Genomic DNA, 19,184 nt, shown 5'->3' with positions numbered 1-19,184 from the left:
AAATTAATGTCGGCCTTTATTAATAAAGTGTAAGTGAAGTTAAAATTAAAATAATTACAATTTTGTTTTTCAAATACAATTATTAAAAATAAATCTTTTTTTACTTTGAATGAAAATGATTTTAAAATTCTGAGTCTCCTTTTTAACTCTCTTTATCGATGATGGTTTTTAAATCCTGATATATGTTGTCACTTTTTTCAAGGACGCCTTTAATAATCCCGTTTTTATCAATTACAAAACTAGTTGGGAAATAGAAGATATTATACTTACTAATTATTTCATCTGCATTTGGTAATTGAACGTAATTAAAAGCTCGTTTTTTTAGAAATGCTTCTACATGTTCGGGAGTGTTGAAAGTAATTCCAAGAAAAACAACTTCTTTATATTCATTTACTAATTTATTAAGTTCCGGAATTTCCTTAATACAGGGAGCACAAGAGGTAAACCAGAAATTTAAAACTACCGTTTTGCCTTGAAGTTCTTTTAAAGACCAAATTTTGCCATTAAGATCTTTAAGCTCAAATTGCGGAGCAGGAGTGTTAAGCATTTCTGCTAAAGCTTTTTTGCTTTTAGATTCCTGATTTTTAAATTCTGAAGTTTTCTTTACAAGATGTATTACGCCATTTTTGTCATCTTCTTCATTATGCTTAAAAAGTATCTGATCTTTTCCCCAAGCATTTTGAAGGCTGTCGAGATTTTTAAGAACTTTTCCATCTGGCAAAATAAACTGAATTGACTTTTTTGAAGCATTTTCTGCAATTGAAGTCTGACCTTTCATATTTACAAAAAGTAAACAGGAAGCCGCACACATTAAAAGTTTTTTATTATTCATGATTTCTATTGTTTCAGTTGTACAAGTCAAAAGTAGTTCTAATCTTCTGCGTGGAGGTTAAAGCCTTCTTAACCAATGTTAACTAGTGTTAACTGAGTCGGCCGATTACCAAAATGAGATATATTTGTATAGAATCATTTGCTATGAAAAATCAGTTTAAAATAATCCTAATCACTTCTATCACGGCCTGTAGTATTTTACTATTTCAGCTTTTCTGGGTTTACAGAACCTATCAGGAAAGTCAGGCGAATTTTCAGGTGAAAGTCAAAAATGCGCTGCAGCGAAGTGTTGATTTGTATTTTTTAGAAAAGGTTAGAACTCCTATGAGCTTATCTAATGCCGATCCTTATTTATCCATCATAAGTGAGGTTATTGATGATAAGAAAGAAAATGTAAACTTTAAAAATAATCTTCCAAAAACGACAGGACCGGTTAAAATTGGAATGCAGCCTTTAAAAATTGATACAGCAAATCTCGCAAGTGTACGTTTGTTTTTGGTGAAATTAATAGCTTCATCAAATAAACAAAATGTTGATTTGAAATTAGTAAGTGAAGATTTTAGAAAAGAACTCGACAAAGAAAAAATTTCTATTAACTATAAGTTGTCATTACAAAAAAAAGAGGTTTTAGATTCTAAAGATGAGGTAAGCGTTCCTTTAGGAACAAGTGAGAAAAACTGGGTAATTGAAGCGAGACTTTTTAAAACAGAAAAATTTCTTCTTTTAAATAACATAATTCCGATTTCTATATCTATAATTCTGATTATTCTAAGCGGAGGAAGTCTTTGCTATTTGGGATTGATAATTTACAGACAAAAACAACTGGATTTAAAAAAGAATAATTTTATAAGCAATATTACGCACGAATTGCGAACACCAATTTCTATTCTTAAATCAACTAACGAAGCTTTATTACAGTTTGGAGAAGCGGCTAATCCGGAGAAAACAAATCGTTATTTAAAAATTAATGCAGATGTTTTAAACAAACTGGATTACAATATAGATCGCCTTTTAGATATAACGAGATATGAATTGGGCGTAAAATATGTAAATTTAACTCATGTAAATATTGATGAGTTAGTAAGAAGCATAGTAGAAAAATTTTGTGTAAATGATCATAATCAGATTACAATTAGCACCGAATTAGAAAATGAAACCATTCTTACGGATAAAGATATGATTGATGGCATATTGACCAATCTTATAGATAATGCTTTGAAATATAGTTCCAATACTCCTGAAATTATGGTGAAAGTTTTGAGTTCGTCAAAATACTGGCAGCTCGAAGTTCAGGATAAAGGCAAAGGAATAAGTGAAGAAAACCTGCCTTTGATTTTTGATAAATTTTACAGAATTACATCTGGCTACCTGCATGATGTAAAAGGTTACGGAATTGGTTTGAGTTATGTTAAAGAACTCGTTAGTTTACTTTCGGGCGAAATAATTGTAAACAGCCGTTTAGAATTTGGTACAACCTTTATTATTAAATTTCCATTATGAATGAAGTAATTCACGTTTTGCTGGTAGAAGATGAAGAAGTACTATCGACTATCATTAAAGAAACCCTTGAACTGCGAGGGTTTAGTTTTACAATTGCCAAAAACGGAATAGAAGGCTGGGAGTTATTTCAGAGAAAGAAACCGGACATTTGTATTATTGATATTATGATGCCGAGAAAAGACGGCTATTCGCTTGTAGAAGACATTCGAATAGTAGATCAGCTGACGCCAATCATTTTTCTTACTGCGAAAAATGAAATCACAGATGTTTTAAAAGGATTAAAAATTGGCGCTGATGATTATATGAAAAAGCCTTTTAGTATGGAAGAGCTTATTCTGCGAATACAAAAGTTAATTCGACGAAAATATATACATTCAGCTGAAGATAATCCCATAACTTCAGACAAAAATATAAAAGTGGGAAATTTTCAGTTTAATCTTCATAGACTAGAATTGACAATTGACGGCAAATCGGTTAATCTTTCGCAGCGTGAATCAGAATTATTGGATTTGCTCATCCAAAATAAAAATCAATTATTAGATCGCAATAAAGCTTTGTTACTTCTTTGGGGCGATAATAGTCCGTTTACAGCAAGAAGTATGGATGTTTACATCACACGTCTCCGAAAATATTTAAGTGCCGACCCTGCTGTAGAAATTCTGAATATCAGGAATAAAGGATTTAAATTGATTGATTAAAAAATGACATAGCTTTTTAAAATGTGTTGTGCAGTTCTTTTATAATTTCCTGAATACTGCATTTTAGTATGTCGAGATTGTCTGCCGTTTCTGCGGTGAACTTTTTCTTGCGGGCTTGTTCTTCAATTACAGAAAGTTCTTTACTAAGACCATCAAGCAGAAAAAGATGCAGCCATACCTGAAGTTGTTCTGCCGTGTGAAGAACCGAGCGAAAATCAGAATTTTTCACAGCGTTTTGAAGCTCCTGAATTTCGGCTGGTGCTCTCTTGATAAACTGAGAAGTAACTTCTTTTTTCCAGCCGGGTTTTATGCGATCCGTTTCCTCAATATCAGATAAATCAGCTTTCGGAGTTTTAGCAGGACGGCGTTCTTTTTTTAAAGCAATTTTAATAGCTTCCAGCAATTCATGCTGTTTAAAAGGTTTAGGTACATAGCCATCCATTCCGGCATTTAGGCATAGATCCTGTTCCCCGGCAAGTGAGTGAGCCGTCATGGCAATAATAGGAATAGTATCGCCCATGTTGTTACGAATGTAATGCGTAGTTTGATAACCGTCTCGAATAGGCATTTGAAGATCCATTAATACCAGATCATACTGATTTTTAGAAAGCAGTTCAATACCCTGATCGCCATTTTCCGCAGTATCAAGTTCAAAACCAAAACCTTCGATTACATTTTGAGCCAGTTTTTGATTTAGGCGGTTATCTTCACAAAGTAATATTTTTAGTCTGCCTAGATCATTGACAGGCAGTATTTTTGGTTCCTCTTTTTCTTCGAATGTTTTTTTGTAAGTTACTGTGAAGTGAAATTCAGATCCCATCCCTTCACGGCTTTTAACCTGTATGTTCGAATCATGTAGTTCAACAAGCTGTTTTACAATTCTCAGTCCGAGTCCTGTACCTCCAAATTTTCGGGTTGTACTTTCTTCGGCTTGGGTAAAGCGTTCAAAAATAGTGGTAAGGTGCTGTTTAGAGATTCCAATCCCAGTATCTTTCACAGAAAAACGAATGAGATAAGCATCATCTGTTTCTGCAGTATTTTTTACAGAAATTGTTACTTCGCCTTCACTGGTAAATTTAAGGGCGTTCCCGGCCAGATTTACCAAAATCTGATTTAATCTGCCCTGATCACCAGATATCATTTCAGGAAGTTCGGCATCCAGATAAAGATTGAATTCTACATTCTCCTGAACTTTTACTTTCAGAAGATCATATACATGTCTCAGGGCCTTTTTTAGATCGAAAGGTTTTTTCTCCAGAGTGAGCCCGCCCGATTCAATTTTAGACAAGTCCAGAATATCATTCACAATCAACAGCAGGTTTTCTCCCGCAGTCTGCACGTCCTGAACATACGTATGCTGCTGTTCATCAAGTTTTGTTCCTGCTAAAAGTTCGGTAAAACCAATTATAGCGTTTAATGGTGTACGAATTTCATGGCTCATGTTAGCTAAAAAATTCTCTTTGGTCATAACGGCGCTTTCGGCAATTTTTTTCTGGCGTTCCAGTTCACTGTTATTTGTTCCGAGTTCCAGGGTAGTTATGATATGACGGGCAACAATAAGCAATGCACGACGCTGATTTTCATTTAATTGTCTTGGTTTATGATCTGCCGCACACAAAACGCCTACAGGAACGCCTTCCGGAGTTGTAAGTGGAACTCCTGCATAAAATCTTATTTTTAGACCGCCTGTTACATCAGGATCTTCCTTGAAACGCTCACTTAGCAAAGTATCAGGAATTTCGACAAGTTTAGAATCCTGAATAGTATAACGGCTGAAAGTGATCTCACGCGGCACTGCTGAAAAACCGAGTCCTATTTCGGAGCGGAACCACTGGCGATTTTCATCAACAAAAGCGATATAAGCAATAGGTACTTCACAAATGTAAGATACCAAAGCTGTGGCATCTTCAAAAGCATGGTCTGGAAGTGTTTCCAGTATTGTATTGTAACGCTTTAAAACTTCAAGACGCTGTGATTCAGTATAAGGAATTGATTTCGGGACATTAATCATTACAGATAAATTAACTGTTAAGTTACAAAAAACTGAATTATAGTTACTTATATTCTGATAATTATGTTGTTATATAATTTTAAGATAATGAAAATCGCATTTTATTTAACTGAATCACTTTTTGTAATGTGCTGTTTAATAGCTTACTGGGAATTTTATAAATTCTTACAGAAATTAAATACCTGATGAGCAAATTCCCGGTTGTAACTTTATCTATAAGTTAAAAAATGTGTAATCAAAAAATAATGCGTTATGGCAGAAATTAAAATTGAGAAAAAAAAGCCGGTTTGGCCATGGATTGTAGCAATCCTTTTAATCTCAGCACTTGTATATTATGTTTTTTTGAGAGATAACTATACACAAAGTGAAAGTAATACAAAAATAGAAAATAGTGTAAGTACAGATACTATAGGAAATTAACGAGGGCAATGATGCAGAACAAAAACAAGCTGCATTAGAACTCAGAAAAATATTTAGAACATTAAAGAAAAAAAATATGGAAACTAAAGAACGAAATCTATACAGACTGGATGAGCTTCCGGATTATAAAATTGCTTCTAATTATTCAGATGTTAGAGGATGGAAAATTGTAGATGCTGAAAACCGTACTATAGGTACTATAGATAATCTTTGGGTAAATAAAGATATGCAGCGTGTTATTTATTTAGATGTAAAAGTAGATAAAGCATTAATAGAAGACAGTAAAGAAGTACATGATGTTATTGCTAACGACAATGACAAAGAGTTTATTTATAAAGATGGTAACAGCCATATTATAATACCAATTGGATCTGTAAACATAAACAAAGACACAAAAATTGTCATGGCAAACGGAATAGGATATGAAACTTTTAGAAATACAAGCCGATATGACAGACAATATAATTTTGATCGAAATTATGAAAGAAATGTGATGAAGTCTTATTATCCTGGGCATGATTCCAGCTTTGATCGTGACAATGAAGATGACACTTTTTATAACCGAAGAGAATTTGAAAACAGATAATACAACGGTTTGAATAATAAAAAATGAGTAATTATGGAAACGAAGATTTTTGAATTGGAAAAAAAATACTGGCAGGGAATGGAAAATCATGAATATGAAACAGTAAAAAGCCTTACTCATTTTCCTTGTATAATTGCTGGTAAAAATGGTGTTCATAGTGTAGATGAAGCCAATTTTAAAAAAATGTTTGAATCAGGTGATGGAGATAAGATAAAAGTACTGGGTTTTTCTGATGTGAATTCTCAAAATTTAACTGAAGACAATGCAGTAACGGCTTATGTTATCGAATTAGAAGATACCCGTCAAAAAAAATCAATGAAGTGTGCCTGCACTTCTACATGGGTAAAAGAGAATGATCAATGGGTTTGTGTTCTTCACACCGAAGCTGAATTGTCAGCTTAATAACACTTCAATCAAATAAAATCAATACTCACAATTTTTGAAGGTGACTGGCGGGATTGTCTGGATGGTTTGTTCTGAAATATGGGTTAATTATAATACCTTTAGGCGCCGGCCAGCTGCCTTTTAAACAAAGAATATAAAAACAAAAACCTGCAATTCGAACTTGCAGGTTTTTTTGTTTTACACAATTTGTATGTAATTCAACATGTTTAAAATCTTATTTATGAGGCAAATTTCGAATAGGTATTTTATAAAACCTTCCCATGAAATTGTAAAATAAAAACAGCACTGTTTTTTAAATTTAATATAAAATTTAAAAACTAAGATTATGAGATCAATATGGACAGGTTCGGTGAGTTTTGGATTGATAAATATTCCAATTAAAATGTTTTCAGCAATAGAAGAGAGCAGTCTGGATATGGATATGCTGGATAAAAAAGACCATGCTAATATCAAATTCAAACGTGTTAACGAAGAAACAGGCAAAGAAGTCGATTTTGCCAGTATTGTTAAAGGATATAAACTTAATGATAAATACGTGATACTCGAAGATTCTGATTTTGAAGCGGCCGACGCTATTAAAACTAAAACTATTGCTATTGAGAGCTTTGTTCTTGAAAGTGAAATCCAGAGTATTTATTATGAACAGCCTTATTATCTGGAACCAGACAAAGGCGCGATGAATGCGTATGGTTTGCTTCGTGATGCATTGCAGGCTTCAGGCAAAGTAGGAGTTACCCGTTTTGTATTACGAAACAAAGAAAGTCTTGCTATTTTAAAGCCTTATAATGATGTAATTGTGCTGAACCGAATTCGTTTTGAGCAGGAAATTCGACCTACAAGCGAACTGAAACTGCCGCCTGTTTCTAAGAAAGCTACTAAAGAGATGGACATGGCTGAAAAGCTTATCGACCAGCTTACAGAAAAATTCGACATTACAGGTTTTAAAGATGAATATACTGCGAAGCTTTTGGAAATTATTAAAAAGAAAGCCAAAGGAAAAGTCAGTAAAACTTCTCCTAAACTTAAAGTAGTTCACAAACAAAGTGATGATTTAATGTCGATGCTGAAAGCAAGTTTAGAAGCAAAAAAGAAAAAATCATCTTAAAGCTGTTTCCTGTTTTTCTTCCAGTTTCTTAATAATCTTTTTAATATTGGCACCAGTTGAAAGAACAAGCTGCCATAAATCACCTTTCTTCTCAAAACGTTTTAAAACATTTTTTATCGTAAACTGTGAAGGATGTAATTTTTCTGTGACTTCACTCCACTCCAGCGGTGTTGAAACAGTTGCGCCTGGTTTCGGACGAACAGAATAGGGTGCTGCAAGTGTTTGCCCGCGTCGGTTTTGAAGATAATCAATGTATAATCTGTTTTTTCTCTTTTTTATGCTTCTCTCGGTTGTCGTAATATCCGGAAGTCTTCCCTGAATTTCTCTAGCCAGTAATTCTCCCAGTATTTTAATAGAATCATAATCGTATTTCGCACCAAGAGGAATATAAATATGAAGCCCGGTCGCTCCGGAAGTTTTGCACAAACATTCAGTTTCAAGTTCATCCATAACCTCTTTTACAGTCTGGGCAGTTTGAACCACAATAGGAAAATCGGATTCTTTTGCAGGATCCAGATCTATAACCAGCCAGTCTGGATTTTGAATGTGATGAATAGTCGAATTCCAGGGATTCATTTCGATACATCCAAGATTTGCCATATAAAGCAGTGTTTCTTTATTATTGCAGATTAAATAATCAATATTTTCATCATTTGATTCTGAATAAATTTTCTTTGTTTTCAGCCATTTTGGTGTTTTGTCCAGATCAATATCCTTCTGATAAAAACTAGGCGCCTCGATCCCGTTCGGAAAACGGTTCATTGATTCGGGACGATCTTTTAAATAAGGAAGTATCAGAGTCGAAACTTCATCATAATATTGAAGAATTTCTCCTTTTGTAATGCCGTCTTTTGGGAAATAAATTTTATCCTGATTGGTTAAATGCAGGGTCGTTTTTCCAATTTTCACATCGTAATCATTTTCCGTTTTATGCTCTTTTAATTCTTCCTTTTTTCCCTGTTTAAGTGTTGTATTGGTATTTTTATCCTTATTAGATGAAAGTTGTACTTCAGTTGCTTTTTTATCTATCCTTAAGCCCAGATAGACCGGATGCCGCAAATGCTGATCCTGTGTCCATTCTGAATATTTAACCTGACAGACCAGTTTAGGTTTTACCCATTGAATTTTATCTCTTAATGGTACTTTTTCCTTAAGCGGAGATGTTTCAGTAAAATAAGGCGTGAGTTTTTCATAAAGTTCTTTTAAAACAGATTCAGTAAAACCTGTTCCGCATTTACCAATGTACTGTAATTGCTTTCCATTGAATTGCCCCAAAAGTAATGCTCCAAAGAATTTTCGTGAATTTTTAGGTTCGGTAATACCTATGATAATAGCTTCTTCTTCATTCGAAAGTTTTATTTTAAGCCATTCGTTGCTTCTTTTTGATGCGAGATAATGGCTATCCGCTTTTTTGGCAATTATCCCTTCGCTTTTTTGCTGTCTTGCTTTTTCAAACTGTTCAATTCCGTTTCCAACAGTATGTTCAGAATAGAAAATATTCGAAAATGAATATTTGTTGAATAAGATTTTAAGAAGCTCTTTTCTTTCTAGCAAGGATAATTCCGTAAGGTCGTTGCCATCTAAGTTCAACAGATCAAAAACATAATATTTTAAATTCCCAATGCCGGTTTTAAGATAATTTTGAAGCATTTGAAAGTCGGTTCTGCCACCAGCATCTTCAACAACAACTTCTCCATCCAGAACCACGGTATGATCTATTTTAGCCAGTTCGTCTGCAATAGTTTTAAATGCTGTGTCAAAAGATATTTTATTACGGCTGTATAGTTCGGTTTTATGAGGATTTACAACAGCAATTGTGCGGTATCCGTCATATTTATTTTCAAAAACCCACTGCTCATCATCAAAAGGCTTTTCGGTGGTACCTGCAAGCATGGGTTTAATAAAGTGTGCTGGTTCTATTTTTTCTTTAGGCTTTTTTTTTACCGCTGGAGAAGTCTTCTGTTCTTTGGGTTTTTCAGCTGTTTTTTTTGCATTTTCCTCCAGTTCTTCCAAAGTTCTTTTAGAAATTACAGATTTATTTTTTTCCAAAATATCTTCCTCTGCTGCATATTTATCCTGCTTTTTGATAAGCAGCCATGCATTTTCCTGTTTTCCGTGAAGCTTTACCAGAGAAAATTCACCTTTTAGTTTTTTTCCTTTCAATACAAAACTGAGTCTTCCTTTCTCAAGATCTTTAAGTAATTGTTTTTCGTTGTTATCAGTTTTTTCGTCAGATGTATAAGTGCCGTTATCCCATACAATTACATTTCCGGCGCCATAATTTCCTTCAGGAATGGTCCCTTCAAAATCTTTATAACTGTACGGATGATCTTCTACCATCATCGCAAGGCGTTTTACTTCAGGATCCATCGAAGGCCCTTTAGGAACGGCCCAGCTTTTAAGAACACCGTCCATCTCCAGCCTGAAATCATAATGAAGATGAGAGGCAGCATGTTTCTGAACCACAAAAATCAATTCTCCTGCCGATTTTACAGCTTTACCTTTAGGTTCACGGGTTTGCTTAAAATCCCTTTTTTGGTTGTATTTAGACAGTGACATAGGCTTTAGTAAATATTAAAAGTGTTAGTATAAGAGAGTACAATACTCTTGCAACGATAGCAAATATCATATGAGCGAAGAACAACTGGATATAATAGCCTTTAAAATCAATTTGAGGCTGATAGTGTGTCATTTTAAATATAAGAACCCAGCTCAATATGCCAATTATTCCGCTGGCTGCTCCCAGCACCAAAACACCAATTGGCGACATAAGATCCGGATAATTCAGCCACAAAAGATGATAGCCCACCACAAATAAAAATCCTATCAAATAGTGTGAAAGCCATCCCCAGATTCGTGCGGACTGAGCTGAAACATTAATTCCCATCTTATCAATAGCGTAAGCTAAAAGAACAGGTTCTTTATACAATTCCCTGAAATTTCTAGACATAGCATAGCTAAACCAGGTCATGGCTGAGGTAGCACCTATTGAGACTAATAGTATTTGTAAAATAGTGTAAATCACGATCCTGCGGTTTTAATGAGTTCTAACAAATTTACAACCCAAACCTTTTTTTTATTTATACTATTAAAATGATGAACTTATATAATTACAAGTAAGTGATTGTTTTTCAAATGTTTTTAAGTGTAAATATTGTAAACCTTGAATTTAATTGTGTACGGCTTTTATTACGTGGGAATCTAACTTTGTAATACTGCTTACAAAATTCTTCCCTGAAATCTACAGGGAAATATATAATACAATTAAAGTATAAAATTTTAAAACTATAATTATGAAAACAAATGACCAAAATCAGAATCCCGTAAAGAAAGACGGATCTGATAATAGAAGAGATATGAGAAAACACGAGTATAAAGATCATGATGAAGTTTTAACCAATGATGAAAACTATGACAGCAATACTCATAAGTTTAAAGGCCAAGATCCGGATTTTGATGATAAGCTTAACAATCAAGAGAAAAAGCAGTAAAATGAAAACGTCCCTAAATACTATTTAGGGACGTTTTTTATAAGATTTCAAATGTTTTATGATTTTCTGTATTAACATTTTTCAAGTTCAGCCAAGATCAACTCTGCGGTTCTGTCAATTGTCTGCGATACGATTTCTTCCGGATTTCCAGAAAATACCTCATTATGCGCCAGAGCTCCCATCGGAGTAATAAGATGTATAAAAATGCTTCCTACCGGCTTTTCTTCGGTTTCACTGCCACCTGCTGAAGCCAGTCCGGTAATAGCAGCCGTAAAGTCGCTACAAAACAATATGGCTGCTTTCTCTGCCAGTTCTTTTGTTACCTCAGAAGATTCGGGAGTATATTTTTCAATAAGGGCATGCGGGATATCCATTATCTTTTCTTTTACAATTACATCATAGCACACAATGCTGCCCAAAAGTACATTTCCCGAATTTTCAGTCAGTGAAAATTCAGCAGCCATGCGACCGGCGGTCATACTCTCGGCAAAAGCAATATTGTATTTTTTTCTTTTTAAAGTTTCTGCGCATTTTGATACTATTTCTGAAGGCATAATAATTTTAGATTCTAAGATATTTGAATAAAAATTAAGAAAAGGCTTTTATTTTTTTGCGGCCCAAATAAGAGCTGTGCTGATTCCAATTCCGGCAATAACAGCATAAGCAAGATTGTGCGTATTTTTTACAGGCAATTTGCCGTGAATACGAAGAGGTTCTTTAGAAGGAGTCAGTATATTTCCAGAATCATTTTTCTTATCCTTGTTGCTATTCATTTTCATGCGAACTATTGCCGATGCACCGTTGTTAATTAGTTTTGGAAATAATTTATAAGTGTTTGTAATAGCTGCGGATTTGAAATCGGGGAAAACATCTTTTTTAGGATGCATTGCAACGGAGACCATTACAGCGGCAGTGTCTCGCGGATCTGAAGCAATAGGGGAGATATTCATGTCAAAACCTGAGTATTTAGCAGAATGAAGATTACCAGTAGAATTCTGAAGCTGTGGATATAAATTACAGATATGAATGTTTTTATGGTTTGCTATTTCACCCTGCAAGCCTTCCATCATTCCTCTAATTCCGTGTTTGGCAGCAGAATAAACAGCACTGTAAGGAGCAGGCATAAAACCGCCGATAGACACATTATTGATTAAGATACCGTAGTTCTGATTTTTAAAAACTTTAATGGCATTATAGGCTCCGTGCATATATCCAAACAGATTGGTTTTAATAACCTGCTGGTGAATTTCCATTGGGATTTCTTCAAATTTACCGCTGGCCATCACTCCGGCATTGTTCACCCAGATATCAATTTTTCCATTTATTGCCAAAGCCTCTTGAGTTATCCTTTCTACATCCTGAGCAATAGATACGTCGGCTGAAACCCCTACAGCCTTAATGTTTACGCTTGTACAATATTGAATTACTTCTTCAATGCCTTTTGAGCCTCGGGCAGCGGCTACAATATTGCACCCCTGCTCGGCGAATGCTTCAACAGCCGCACGACCAACACCACTGCTTGCTCCGGTTATTACCACCGTTTTTCCTTTTAAATTATATTTTCCATTTTCCATTTCTTTTTTTATTTAAAATCGCGCAGGACTATATTTCAATTAAATATTTTTCATACCTGCAGTGATAGGTTTGATTAGGGCAGGAGCGGACTTTTCATCTGTTCTTGAAGAAACAAGTCTGTAGCAGCTTTTTTTTATTTGATGTCCTTGTGCTATAGAACTGATTTTTATTTGAAGCATACATATTTTCTTTTCTATGATTATGCCTGAAAATTATTTATTCCGCGGCAGATTCCGTTTTTAATGTATCTGAATCAGCAGTACATGGCACTTTTTCGTCCCAGTCTCCCCAATCACCTTTATAAGATTTAAGACAGATAAGATTGCCGTATTCATCTATGAAATGCTGATTTTGGGAAATAGGGCAGGTATGTCGGGTAGAATTAATTGTAGTTTTCATCGTATGATTTTTTAGATGAGTAAAGTTAAAAAGTATCATATCGTGAATATTACATCTCGGGTTCTTGATTTTATGAAATTTACATGTTTAGGTTATTGTATTTCAGTTTTTTAACGATTTTAAAACAACAGATAGTCACGGCAAATTTAAACTCAGTTACTAATCACAAAATGTTAGAAAAATGTGGCAGCAAAGTGTACCGATTCTGAAGTTTATTTGTTGTGAGTATTTTATAAATTTTGAAGATGTGGCCTAAAAGCAAAAAAACCTGCAAATCAGATTTGCAGGTTTTAATTTCCGTGGGGAGAGCAGGATTCGAACTTTAAGCTTGAAACCGCTGTCAATGCCACTTTTATTTATGTCTTGAACCTCTGTGCACCGATTTTGCACCAAATTCAATTTTTACTATTTCAATATTAAATCATGCACAAAACTTTAAAAATTAACGAATTAACATGCAGTTCTATTATTCTTTGTGTTTAACAAATATATTATAAATTTTTTAAATACAGGGCTGCCATAAATTTTGGCTTTTTGAAGACTTTTGAAAAGTTTCCTTTTAAGTCAACCGCGGTGAAAGAGGGATTCGAACAAAAATTCTGCGTCCCGCTTTTATACTGCATTTCTAATATTTTTTCTGTTTTGCGCCACGATTCTGCCACGGACTTTTTATGCGTTTTTATGCATTTTGAAAAGTTCCGGAGCAAATTATCCGTTTAAATTTAAGTTGTAATTCTTAATTGATTCTAATACAAAAGTAAACCTTTTTATTACAAACTGCGACAAATATTTTATTACCTTTTAAGTAATTTAAATAGAATTGAATTATATTGGCTTTTTGTGTCAGAAAGAAGATTCATTTCAGTTCAAGTAGATAATTCGTTTTTCTTAATTTTCATTGAGGCCACCTTAACTTTTTGTCGCAGAAATAGTATCAAGTCCAGTAAAGGTTTTTCCAGATTTGTCTACACCTACCACCACTCTACCAGCAGGCTCACCATCTAAATGGAACTGAATATTTTTGGAATCTTTCCACCATACTCCAAACGTATGGTAATCTTCATTCCAATTTACATCTTTCAACGGATTTACGTCTAGTAAACCACTTTGATTGAAGTTTCCATAATTTCTAATTTCTCCTGGCGTTTTTCCCGAATCAGCATGAAAATATTGTGGATTCATTTGGGTGGGAAAATTGGGTTGATAACCGCATGATGGTTTTGAATTATTCTCAATAATGTCTGTTAGATAAATTAGGCAATATGGTTGACTTTCTTTTGACAAGAAAAAGACAAAGAATGAGCGCTCAGTCTTTTTCAAGTTTCCAAGTTCTAACCCAATCCACTTTCATGGTATTGATACTATTATCATTCAGATCTGATTTTGAAGCTAATCCGCCTAACCACGTTTCATCAGCCGTCCATAAATCAAAAATGATTTCTAAATCTCTAGTAAACTCGCGATCGGTATAGGTTTTTCCAGATTTGTCTACACCTACCACCACGCTACCAGCAGGCTCACCATCTAAATAGAACTGAATATTTTTGGAATCTTTCCACCATACTCCAAACGTATGGTAATCTTCATTCCATTTTACATCTTTCAACGGATTTACGTCTAGTAAACCACTTTGATTGAAGTTTCCATAATTTCTAATTTCTCCTGGCGTTTTTCCCGAATCAGCATGAAAATATTGTGAATTCATTTGGGTGGGAAAATTGGGTTGACAACCGCATGATGGTTTTGAATTATTCTCAATAATGTCGATTTCATTCCTATTATAAGAGTCTCCATTGTTTAACCAATAGGTATTATATGCAGAAATATGAGCCGATTTTATTCTTGCTTCAGTATACATTGGATAGCTAATTTTAGTTCTTGAATGTATTCTAGCAGTTTGAAACCATCTTCCATCAGGATTACTCTCGTTTAAAGTTGCTTTTATCCATAAATTACCATCAGTAACACCAGAGTTGCTATTTGATGTTGACATGAAAACGGGTATACCGTAATTCCATGTAGATTTATACCATTTTGTAGCATCCCAAGCTGTAAATTCATCAGACATGTCTTCCTGCTTCACCCATTTCATGTCAGATGGAGTTGTATTTGTAATTGAAACAAATGAAGGATAATTTGGATCTATGTTTTTGAAATCTTCTGCAGTGAGGCCTTTAATTAGGGTATTAATCGTTATGTTTACTTTTGCAGTTGCTTTGTCTCCATTTTTATCTGTTAAGGTATACGAAAAACTATCGGATCCGTAAAAATTTATTTTTGGAACATATTCAAAAATACCGTCTTTAACTTCTATTACAGTACCGTTGCTAGCAGTAGATAATAGGCTATAATCATCTCCTTTACCTCCATCTTGACCGATATTATCATTTAAAGAAACATTTACCTGATTGGAAGTTCCAGTGCTGCTGTTTTCATCAACAACAAGGACATCGTCTTGAGCTGTAGGTTTGGAGTAATCAGGAATAATGTCTGACTCAGAACTATTGCTGCTACAACTACATAGATACACTAGAGATGTTATAGCTATAAGTAAAAATTTTGTTTTTTCTGTAAGGGCGTGTTTAAAAATCATTTTATTTAATTTAACTAATTAATCCTAAAAGGATATTTTTTTATTGTTGAAAATATAAGAATTTCGCTTCGTATTTTAGGATTATTATATTTATAGTTTAGTAGTACAAAATTGGTTTTGTTAATTTTAAGCACTTTTTGACAAATGAATGAAGTGCTATTTTTTAAGTAGTTTAGAATTTCGCTATTTTATTTTAAAACCAAATTGTCTTTAACCTCTTAGTTCTAATTACCGAATCAGAGCTATGTGGTTAAAGACCAATTTAGAAATTATTCTTTTATTAATTTTCCAGAACCTGCATCTGTAGCGATGATATAGGTTCCTTTAGATAAATCCGATACATTTAATGAACTAGTTGCTGCTGTTTCTTTTACTAGGGCACCTGACATACTTAAGACTTTATAAGTTTTAGTTTCTAAGTCAGCATTAAAAGTAACTACTTCAGTAGCTGGATTTGGGTAAAAAGCGACAGTGTTTCTGTTTGTTTTTTTTGTACTTAAAGTTTCCGTTACACCTACTACGTAATTTACATAATTTTGATCGGTTGAAGGATTAGATCCAACAATTTGCAGAATATAATTATATCCTTGTACATAGCCAGGAGTTTCAGCTATAGGTAATGTGCCAGTAGGTAAACTGATAACAACAGTTGCGGCTCCATTGGTAAAGTCTGCTGCGGATAAAGTTTTTAAAACAGTTAAATTATCTGAACCCCAACCCAATGGTGCTATTCCGAAACCAGATCTAGAGAAATTTATATATATAGTATTACCAACTGAAGGATTAGTAGCGTCAAAATTAGTAATTTCAATAGTTATTGTTTTGGCAGTTGTATTATCAAAAGTATAGTTAGGAATTCCGCCCCAGGCATAACCAGCAAAGCTACCTGGCTTAGAAACATAGGTATTGCCTCCGTTCATTGTTGTAGAATAATAAACTTGTGCAGTCAAATTTGTAGTGCTTATACTTAAGCCAAACATAATTAATAATAATGTAATTTTTTTCATGGTTTTTTTGTTTTAGTTGTTAATATTTTGAGAAAAGCATGGCGTATATGCTTTTATTCTTTCGTAAGATTATTGTTTAAATTTTCTTTTAAGTAAATTTGTTACTCGACAAAAACTAGACTATAATGAAAGTAAACTACTATTTATATAAACATTTCCCATGAATTATAAGTTTTTTTATTATACTCGTTAAACGCTTGAAAAAATCATGCAAATAGTTCTTAGTTAAGGGGAAGGGGATAACTAAATGGTTCTGGACAGAAAGTATTGAGTGTTTTACTTTTTAATAAACTTTGCTGCCCCTATTTTCTTGTTTTCTTTTAAAAAAACGATATAATAAATCCCTTCTGAAAGTGAACTCACATTAATTCTAGCACTACTAAGGATTTCTTTTTTTACTAATTTCCCAGCACCATCATATATCATTGCAGTCGAGTTTGATTCGTTTGCATACGTATTTTTGATTGTTAGGGTGTCAATAACTGGATTAGGATAAATTGTTATTGTATTGTCGTTTTCGAAAGTTTTTGGATCTACTGATAACAGATTAGTACTAAAATTATATACTTGTAATGCTACTGAACTCACATGACCACCTGTGTCAGGTAATTGTACTGCTATTTGATTATTTGCAGTAACAAGATTATAAGGCACTGGAATTTCTAGAACGCCAAAAAATCGATCTCTTTCTGCTTGGTCATAACCGCGGAAGTTAGTTGGCACAGGGATAATAGTATTGTTCACTTTGACAATCGGACTTAAAGATTGTCCATGATCTCTTCCTAAACCAATTCTTAATACGGCATCTCCATAAGTGCTTTTCTGAACGCCATTTACACTAAAATTAATAGGCTGATTTGCGCTAATAGGTTGCAAATAGGTCGTTGCAAAATATTTAGTTTCGTCGCAAGTTTCATTAATTGTTATGGCATTGGCAAAGGTATACTCTAAAATAATAGTTGATTCGGCACCTAGTGTAACTGATGTTAGTGGTGATGGCACAGTACTTTCTTCTAGTGTAGCGAAGTTATTTATAAGAGTTAATTGTTTTTTGTTAATGCTTGTAATGGCAGTATTGTTGATGTTAAAAAGGTTTAAGTTTACTTTAGTTGCTTGGAAGTTTAAATTGTTTAGAATCACATAAGCCTTATTACCATCGATATAGGTATTGGTTAAAACATCTAAATTATCCGTCTTACTATATACTCGTGTACCTTTAACATTTTTCCATAATTGATAAAATTTTACCAAGTCCGTATAAACCCATTGTCCGGTATAACTCGCTGGTTCATTTGCTTTTCGCATCAAACGATGAGAATATGGAACTCCATTATACATTCCCCATTCCGCTTTGGTAACTACAAATGGAATAGCAAAATCAATAGTATTGGGTCTTTCAAGAAAAGCCATTAATTGGGAATTCATGGCTTTTAAAATCAACCAATCTCTATAAGAACTCCATTGACTGTTATTGTAATCATGAGTTTGAGCTCCGTATTCTGAGATTACATAGGGTTTAGTAACACCAAATTTCATTACGCTATACTGGTCCATCATATCAAAAGTAGCCTCAATATTGCTCCCGGAACGCAATTGTTTTTTTCCGTTATTGATCGATGAAAAATCATAAAGGTGTAAAGACCAAAAATCCATTTTGCTTCCGGCAACGTCCATAAATAATTTATCGCGATTGTTCCAACGCTGAAAATTTCCTACTTCAAATTCAGGAAAGGCATTGGTGTAACCCCCGATTTTAGCGTTTGGGACCTGTACTCTAATGGCATCAGCAACACCATTATGAAAGTCGGCTATATCTTTTATCGATTTAGTGTATTCTTTTAATCCTCCTAAAAGGTCATAATCAGGTTCGTTTATTACTTCAACATAAGTGGGTTTCTTTTGCCCTGTAATTCCATCACCACTAAATGCGTTGATGTAACGCCCCATATATTCACCCGTTGCAGTGGCATTGGCTAAATACCAGCCAGAATTAGTGGGTTGATGATCTGTTCCAGTCCAAAACGGATGCAATTGAGCACATAAAACTAAACTCTTTCTATTTTCGTATTGATGAAGGTTGGTTTTTTGGGCATATTGACTTTTACTGTAATTTCCTAGAGAAGTGATTTGAGTAGGATTCGCAAAACCAGGTCTGGCAGGATCTTGATTTAATTGATTTTTTAATACATAAGTAATTCCTCCTGTATCTCTTCCTAGGTACACATCTAGGCCATTTAAAAATTCATTTCTTAAATCGGGCGAAACATTATCGCCATCCCATTCAGTTTCTGTTTGATTGGCATGCGTTGTTATGAATTTTGAACGATCAAAAGTAGAGATGCCTCCTACGGAATGTTTCACGTTAAGTTTTAGATTTACATTTACTTGCGCATAAGTAGGAAAGGCACACGCTAGTAGTATGGCGTAACGAAACACTATTCGTTTGTTTCTTTTCATGGTATTTTGAGAGTATAAAAATAGCTTGTATTAGAAAGTCTGTTTGAAAGCAAGGGCAGTAAATAGGTAAATTATTTACTGCCCCTTGCACTTATTTGTTTAAAAT

Annotated in this window: 18 protein-coding genes; 7 read left to right on the top strand and 11 right to left on the bottom strand. The window is 34.0% G+C overall.

Annotated features, from left to right (window positions below; genetic code table 11):
• Window positions 1-142 precede the first annotated feature (142 nt).
• Window positions 143-832, bottom strand: coding sequence for a TlpA disulfide reductase family protein (locus ABDW27_RS03915; protein ID WP_343694661.1), 690 nt, complete (start codon window positions 830-832; stop codon window positions 143-145).
• Between the two features lie 143 nt (window positions 833-975).
• Here ABDW27_RS03915 and ABDW27_RS03910 point away from each other — a divergent pair, with 143 nt between their 5' ends.
• Both ABDW27_RS03910 and ABDW27_RS03905 read left to right on the top strand, forming a co-directional pair.
• Window positions 976-2,331, top strand: coding sequence for a HAMP domain-containing sensor histidine kinase (locus tag ABDW27_RS03910; RefSeq protein WP_343694660.1), 1,356 nt, complete (start codon window positions 976-978; stop codon window positions 2,329-2,331).
• A complete protein-coding gene (locus ABDW27_RS03905) occupies window positions 2,328-3,029 on the top strand; it encodes a response regulator transcription factor (protein WP_343694659.1) in 702 nt (233 codons plus the stop codon). The genes ABDW27_RS03910 and ABDW27_RS03905 overlap by 4 nt, the downstream gene beginning before the upstream one ends.
• 16 nt (window positions 3,030-3,045) lie before the next feature.
• Here ABDW27_RS03905 and ABDW27_RS03900 read toward each other — a convergent pair whose 3' ends face one another.
• A complete protein-coding gene (locus ABDW27_RS03900) occupies window positions 3,046-5,040 on the bottom strand; it encodes an ATP-binding protein (RefSeq protein ID WP_343694658.1) in 1,995 nt (664 codons plus the stop codon).
• 252 nt (window positions 5,041-5,292) lie between these two features.
• Here ABDW27_RS03900 and ABDW27_RS03895 point away from each other — a divergent pair, with 252 nt between their 5' ends.
• The 4 genes from ABDW27_RS03895 (at window position 5,293) to ABDW27_RS03880 (ending at window position 7,556) form a co-directional block, all read left to right on the top strand.
• Window positions 5,293-5,460 (top strand): hypothetical protein, encoded by a 168-nt coding sequence (locus ABDW27_RS03895; RefSeq protein ID WP_343694657.1) that lies wholly within the window; start codon window positions 5,293-5,295, stop codon window positions 5,458-5,460.
• 76 nt (window positions 5,461-5,536) lie between these two features.
• On the top strand, window positions 5,537-6,046 hold the full coding sequence (locus tag ABDW27_RS03890; RefSeq protein WP_343694656.1) for a PRC-barrel domain-containing protein: 510 nt from the start codon (window positions 5,537-5,539) through the stop codon (window positions 6,044-6,046).
• Window positions 6,047-6,079: 33 nt separating this feature from the next.
• Entirely contained in the window at window positions 6,080-6,448 is a 369-nt protein-coding gene (locus tag ABDW27_RS03885; RefSeq protein ID WP_343694655.1) for a DUF4440 domain-containing protein, read from the top strand.
• Between the two features lie 328 nt (window positions 6,449-6,776).
• The gene (locus tag ABDW27_RS03880) at window positions 6,777-7,556 is read left to right on the top strand and encodes a Ku protein (RefSeq protein WP_343694654.1); all 780 of its coding nucleotides are present in this window, start codon (window positions 6,777-6,779) and stop codon (window positions 7,554-7,556) included.
• Here the strand turns inward: ABDW27_RS03880 and ligD are convergent.
• Both ligD and ABDW27_RS03870 read right to left on the bottom strand, forming a co-directional pair.
• Window positions 7,548-10,115, bottom strand: a complete 2,568-nt coding sequence (ligD, locus tag ABDW27_RS03875) for a DNA ligase D (RefSeq protein WP_343694653.1) — start codon at window positions 10,113-10,115, stop codon at window positions 7,548-7,550. The genes ABDW27_RS03880 and ligD overlap by 9 nt on opposite strands.
• Window positions 10,102-10,581, bottom strand: a complete 480-nt coding sequence (locus ABDW27_RS03870) for a hypothetical protein (protein ID WP_343694652.1) — start codon at window positions 10,579-10,581, stop codon at window positions 10,102-10,104. Before ABDW27_RS03870 ends, ligD begins: the two co-directional genes overlap by 14 nt.
• Before the next feature lie 268 nt (window positions 10,582-10,849).
• Here ABDW27_RS03870 and ABDW27_RS03865 point away from each other — a divergent pair, with 268 nt between their 5' ends.
• Window positions 10,850-11,047, top strand: coding sequence for a hypothetical protein (locus tag ABDW27_RS03865; protein ID WP_343694651.1), 198 nt, complete (start codon window positions 10,850-10,852; stop codon window positions 11,045-11,047).
• Window positions 11,048-11,118: 71 nt separating this feature from the next.
• On the opposite strand, the gene ABDW27_RS03860 is transcribed toward ABDW27_RS03865, so the two are convergent.
• The 7 genes from ABDW27_RS03860 to ABDW27_RS03830 all read right to left on the bottom strand — a co-directional run bounded on the left by ABDW27_RS03860 (window position 11,119) and on the right by ABDW27_RS03830 (window position 19,078).
• A complete protein-coding gene (locus tag ABDW27_RS03860) occupies window positions 11,119-11,601 on the bottom strand; it encodes a CinA family protein (RefSeq protein ID WP_343694650.1) in 483 nt (160 codons plus the stop codon).
• Between the two features lie 48 nt (window positions 11,602-11,649).
• On the bottom strand, window positions 11,650-12,621 hold the full coding sequence (locus ABDW27_RS03855) for an SDR family NAD(P)-dependent oxidoreductase (RefSeq protein WP_343694649.1): 972 nt from the start codon (window positions 12,619-12,621) through the stop codon (window positions 11,650-11,652).
• Window positions 12,622-12,838: 217 nt separating this feature from the next.
• Entirely contained in the window at window positions 12,839-13,021 is a 183-nt protein-coding gene (locus ABDW27_RS03850) for a hypothetical protein (RefSeq protein WP_343694648.1), read from the bottom strand.
• A gap of 909 nt (window positions 13,022-13,930) precedes the next feature.
• Window positions 13,931-14,203: a hypothetical protein gene (locus tag ABDW27_RS03845; RefSeq protein ID WP_144219267.1), complete on the bottom strand. Its 273-nt coding sequence runs from the start codon at window positions 14,201-14,203 to the stop codon at window positions 13,931-13,933.
• Between the two features lie 124 nt (window positions 14,204-14,327).
• Complete coding sequence (locus ABDW27_RS03840; protein ID WP_276174780.1) at window positions 14,328-15,614, bottom strand: Ig-like domain-containing protein; 1,287 nt, start codon at window positions 15,612-15,614, stop codon at window positions 14,328-14,330.
• Between the two features lie 269 nt (window positions 15,615-15,883).
• Window positions 15,884-16,621 carry a T9SS type A sorting domain-containing protein gene (locus ABDW27_RS03835; RefSeq protein WP_276174779.1) on the bottom strand — a complete coding sequence of 246 codons (738 nt, stop codon included), beginning with the start codon at window positions 16,619-16,621 and terminating at the stop codon, window positions 15,884-15,886.
• Window positions 16,622-16,897: 276 nt separating this feature from the next.
• Complete coding sequence (locus tag ABDW27_RS03830; RefSeq protein ID WP_144219270.1) at window positions 16,898-19,078, bottom strand: T9SS type A sorting domain-containing protein; 2,181 nt, start codon at window positions 19,076-19,078, stop codon at window positions 16,898-16,900.
• Window positions 19,079-19,184 lie beyond the last annotated feature (106 nt).

The organism is Flavobacterium sp. (assembly GCF_039595935.1).
In the GTDB taxonomy this organism is placed as follows: domain Bacteria; phylum Bacteroidota; class Bacteroidia; order Flavobacteriales; family Flavobacteriaceae; genus Flavobacterium.
The sequence above is the reverse complement of the archived record's forward strand: the minus strand, read 5'-3'. Positions and strand labels throughout refer to the sequence as shown.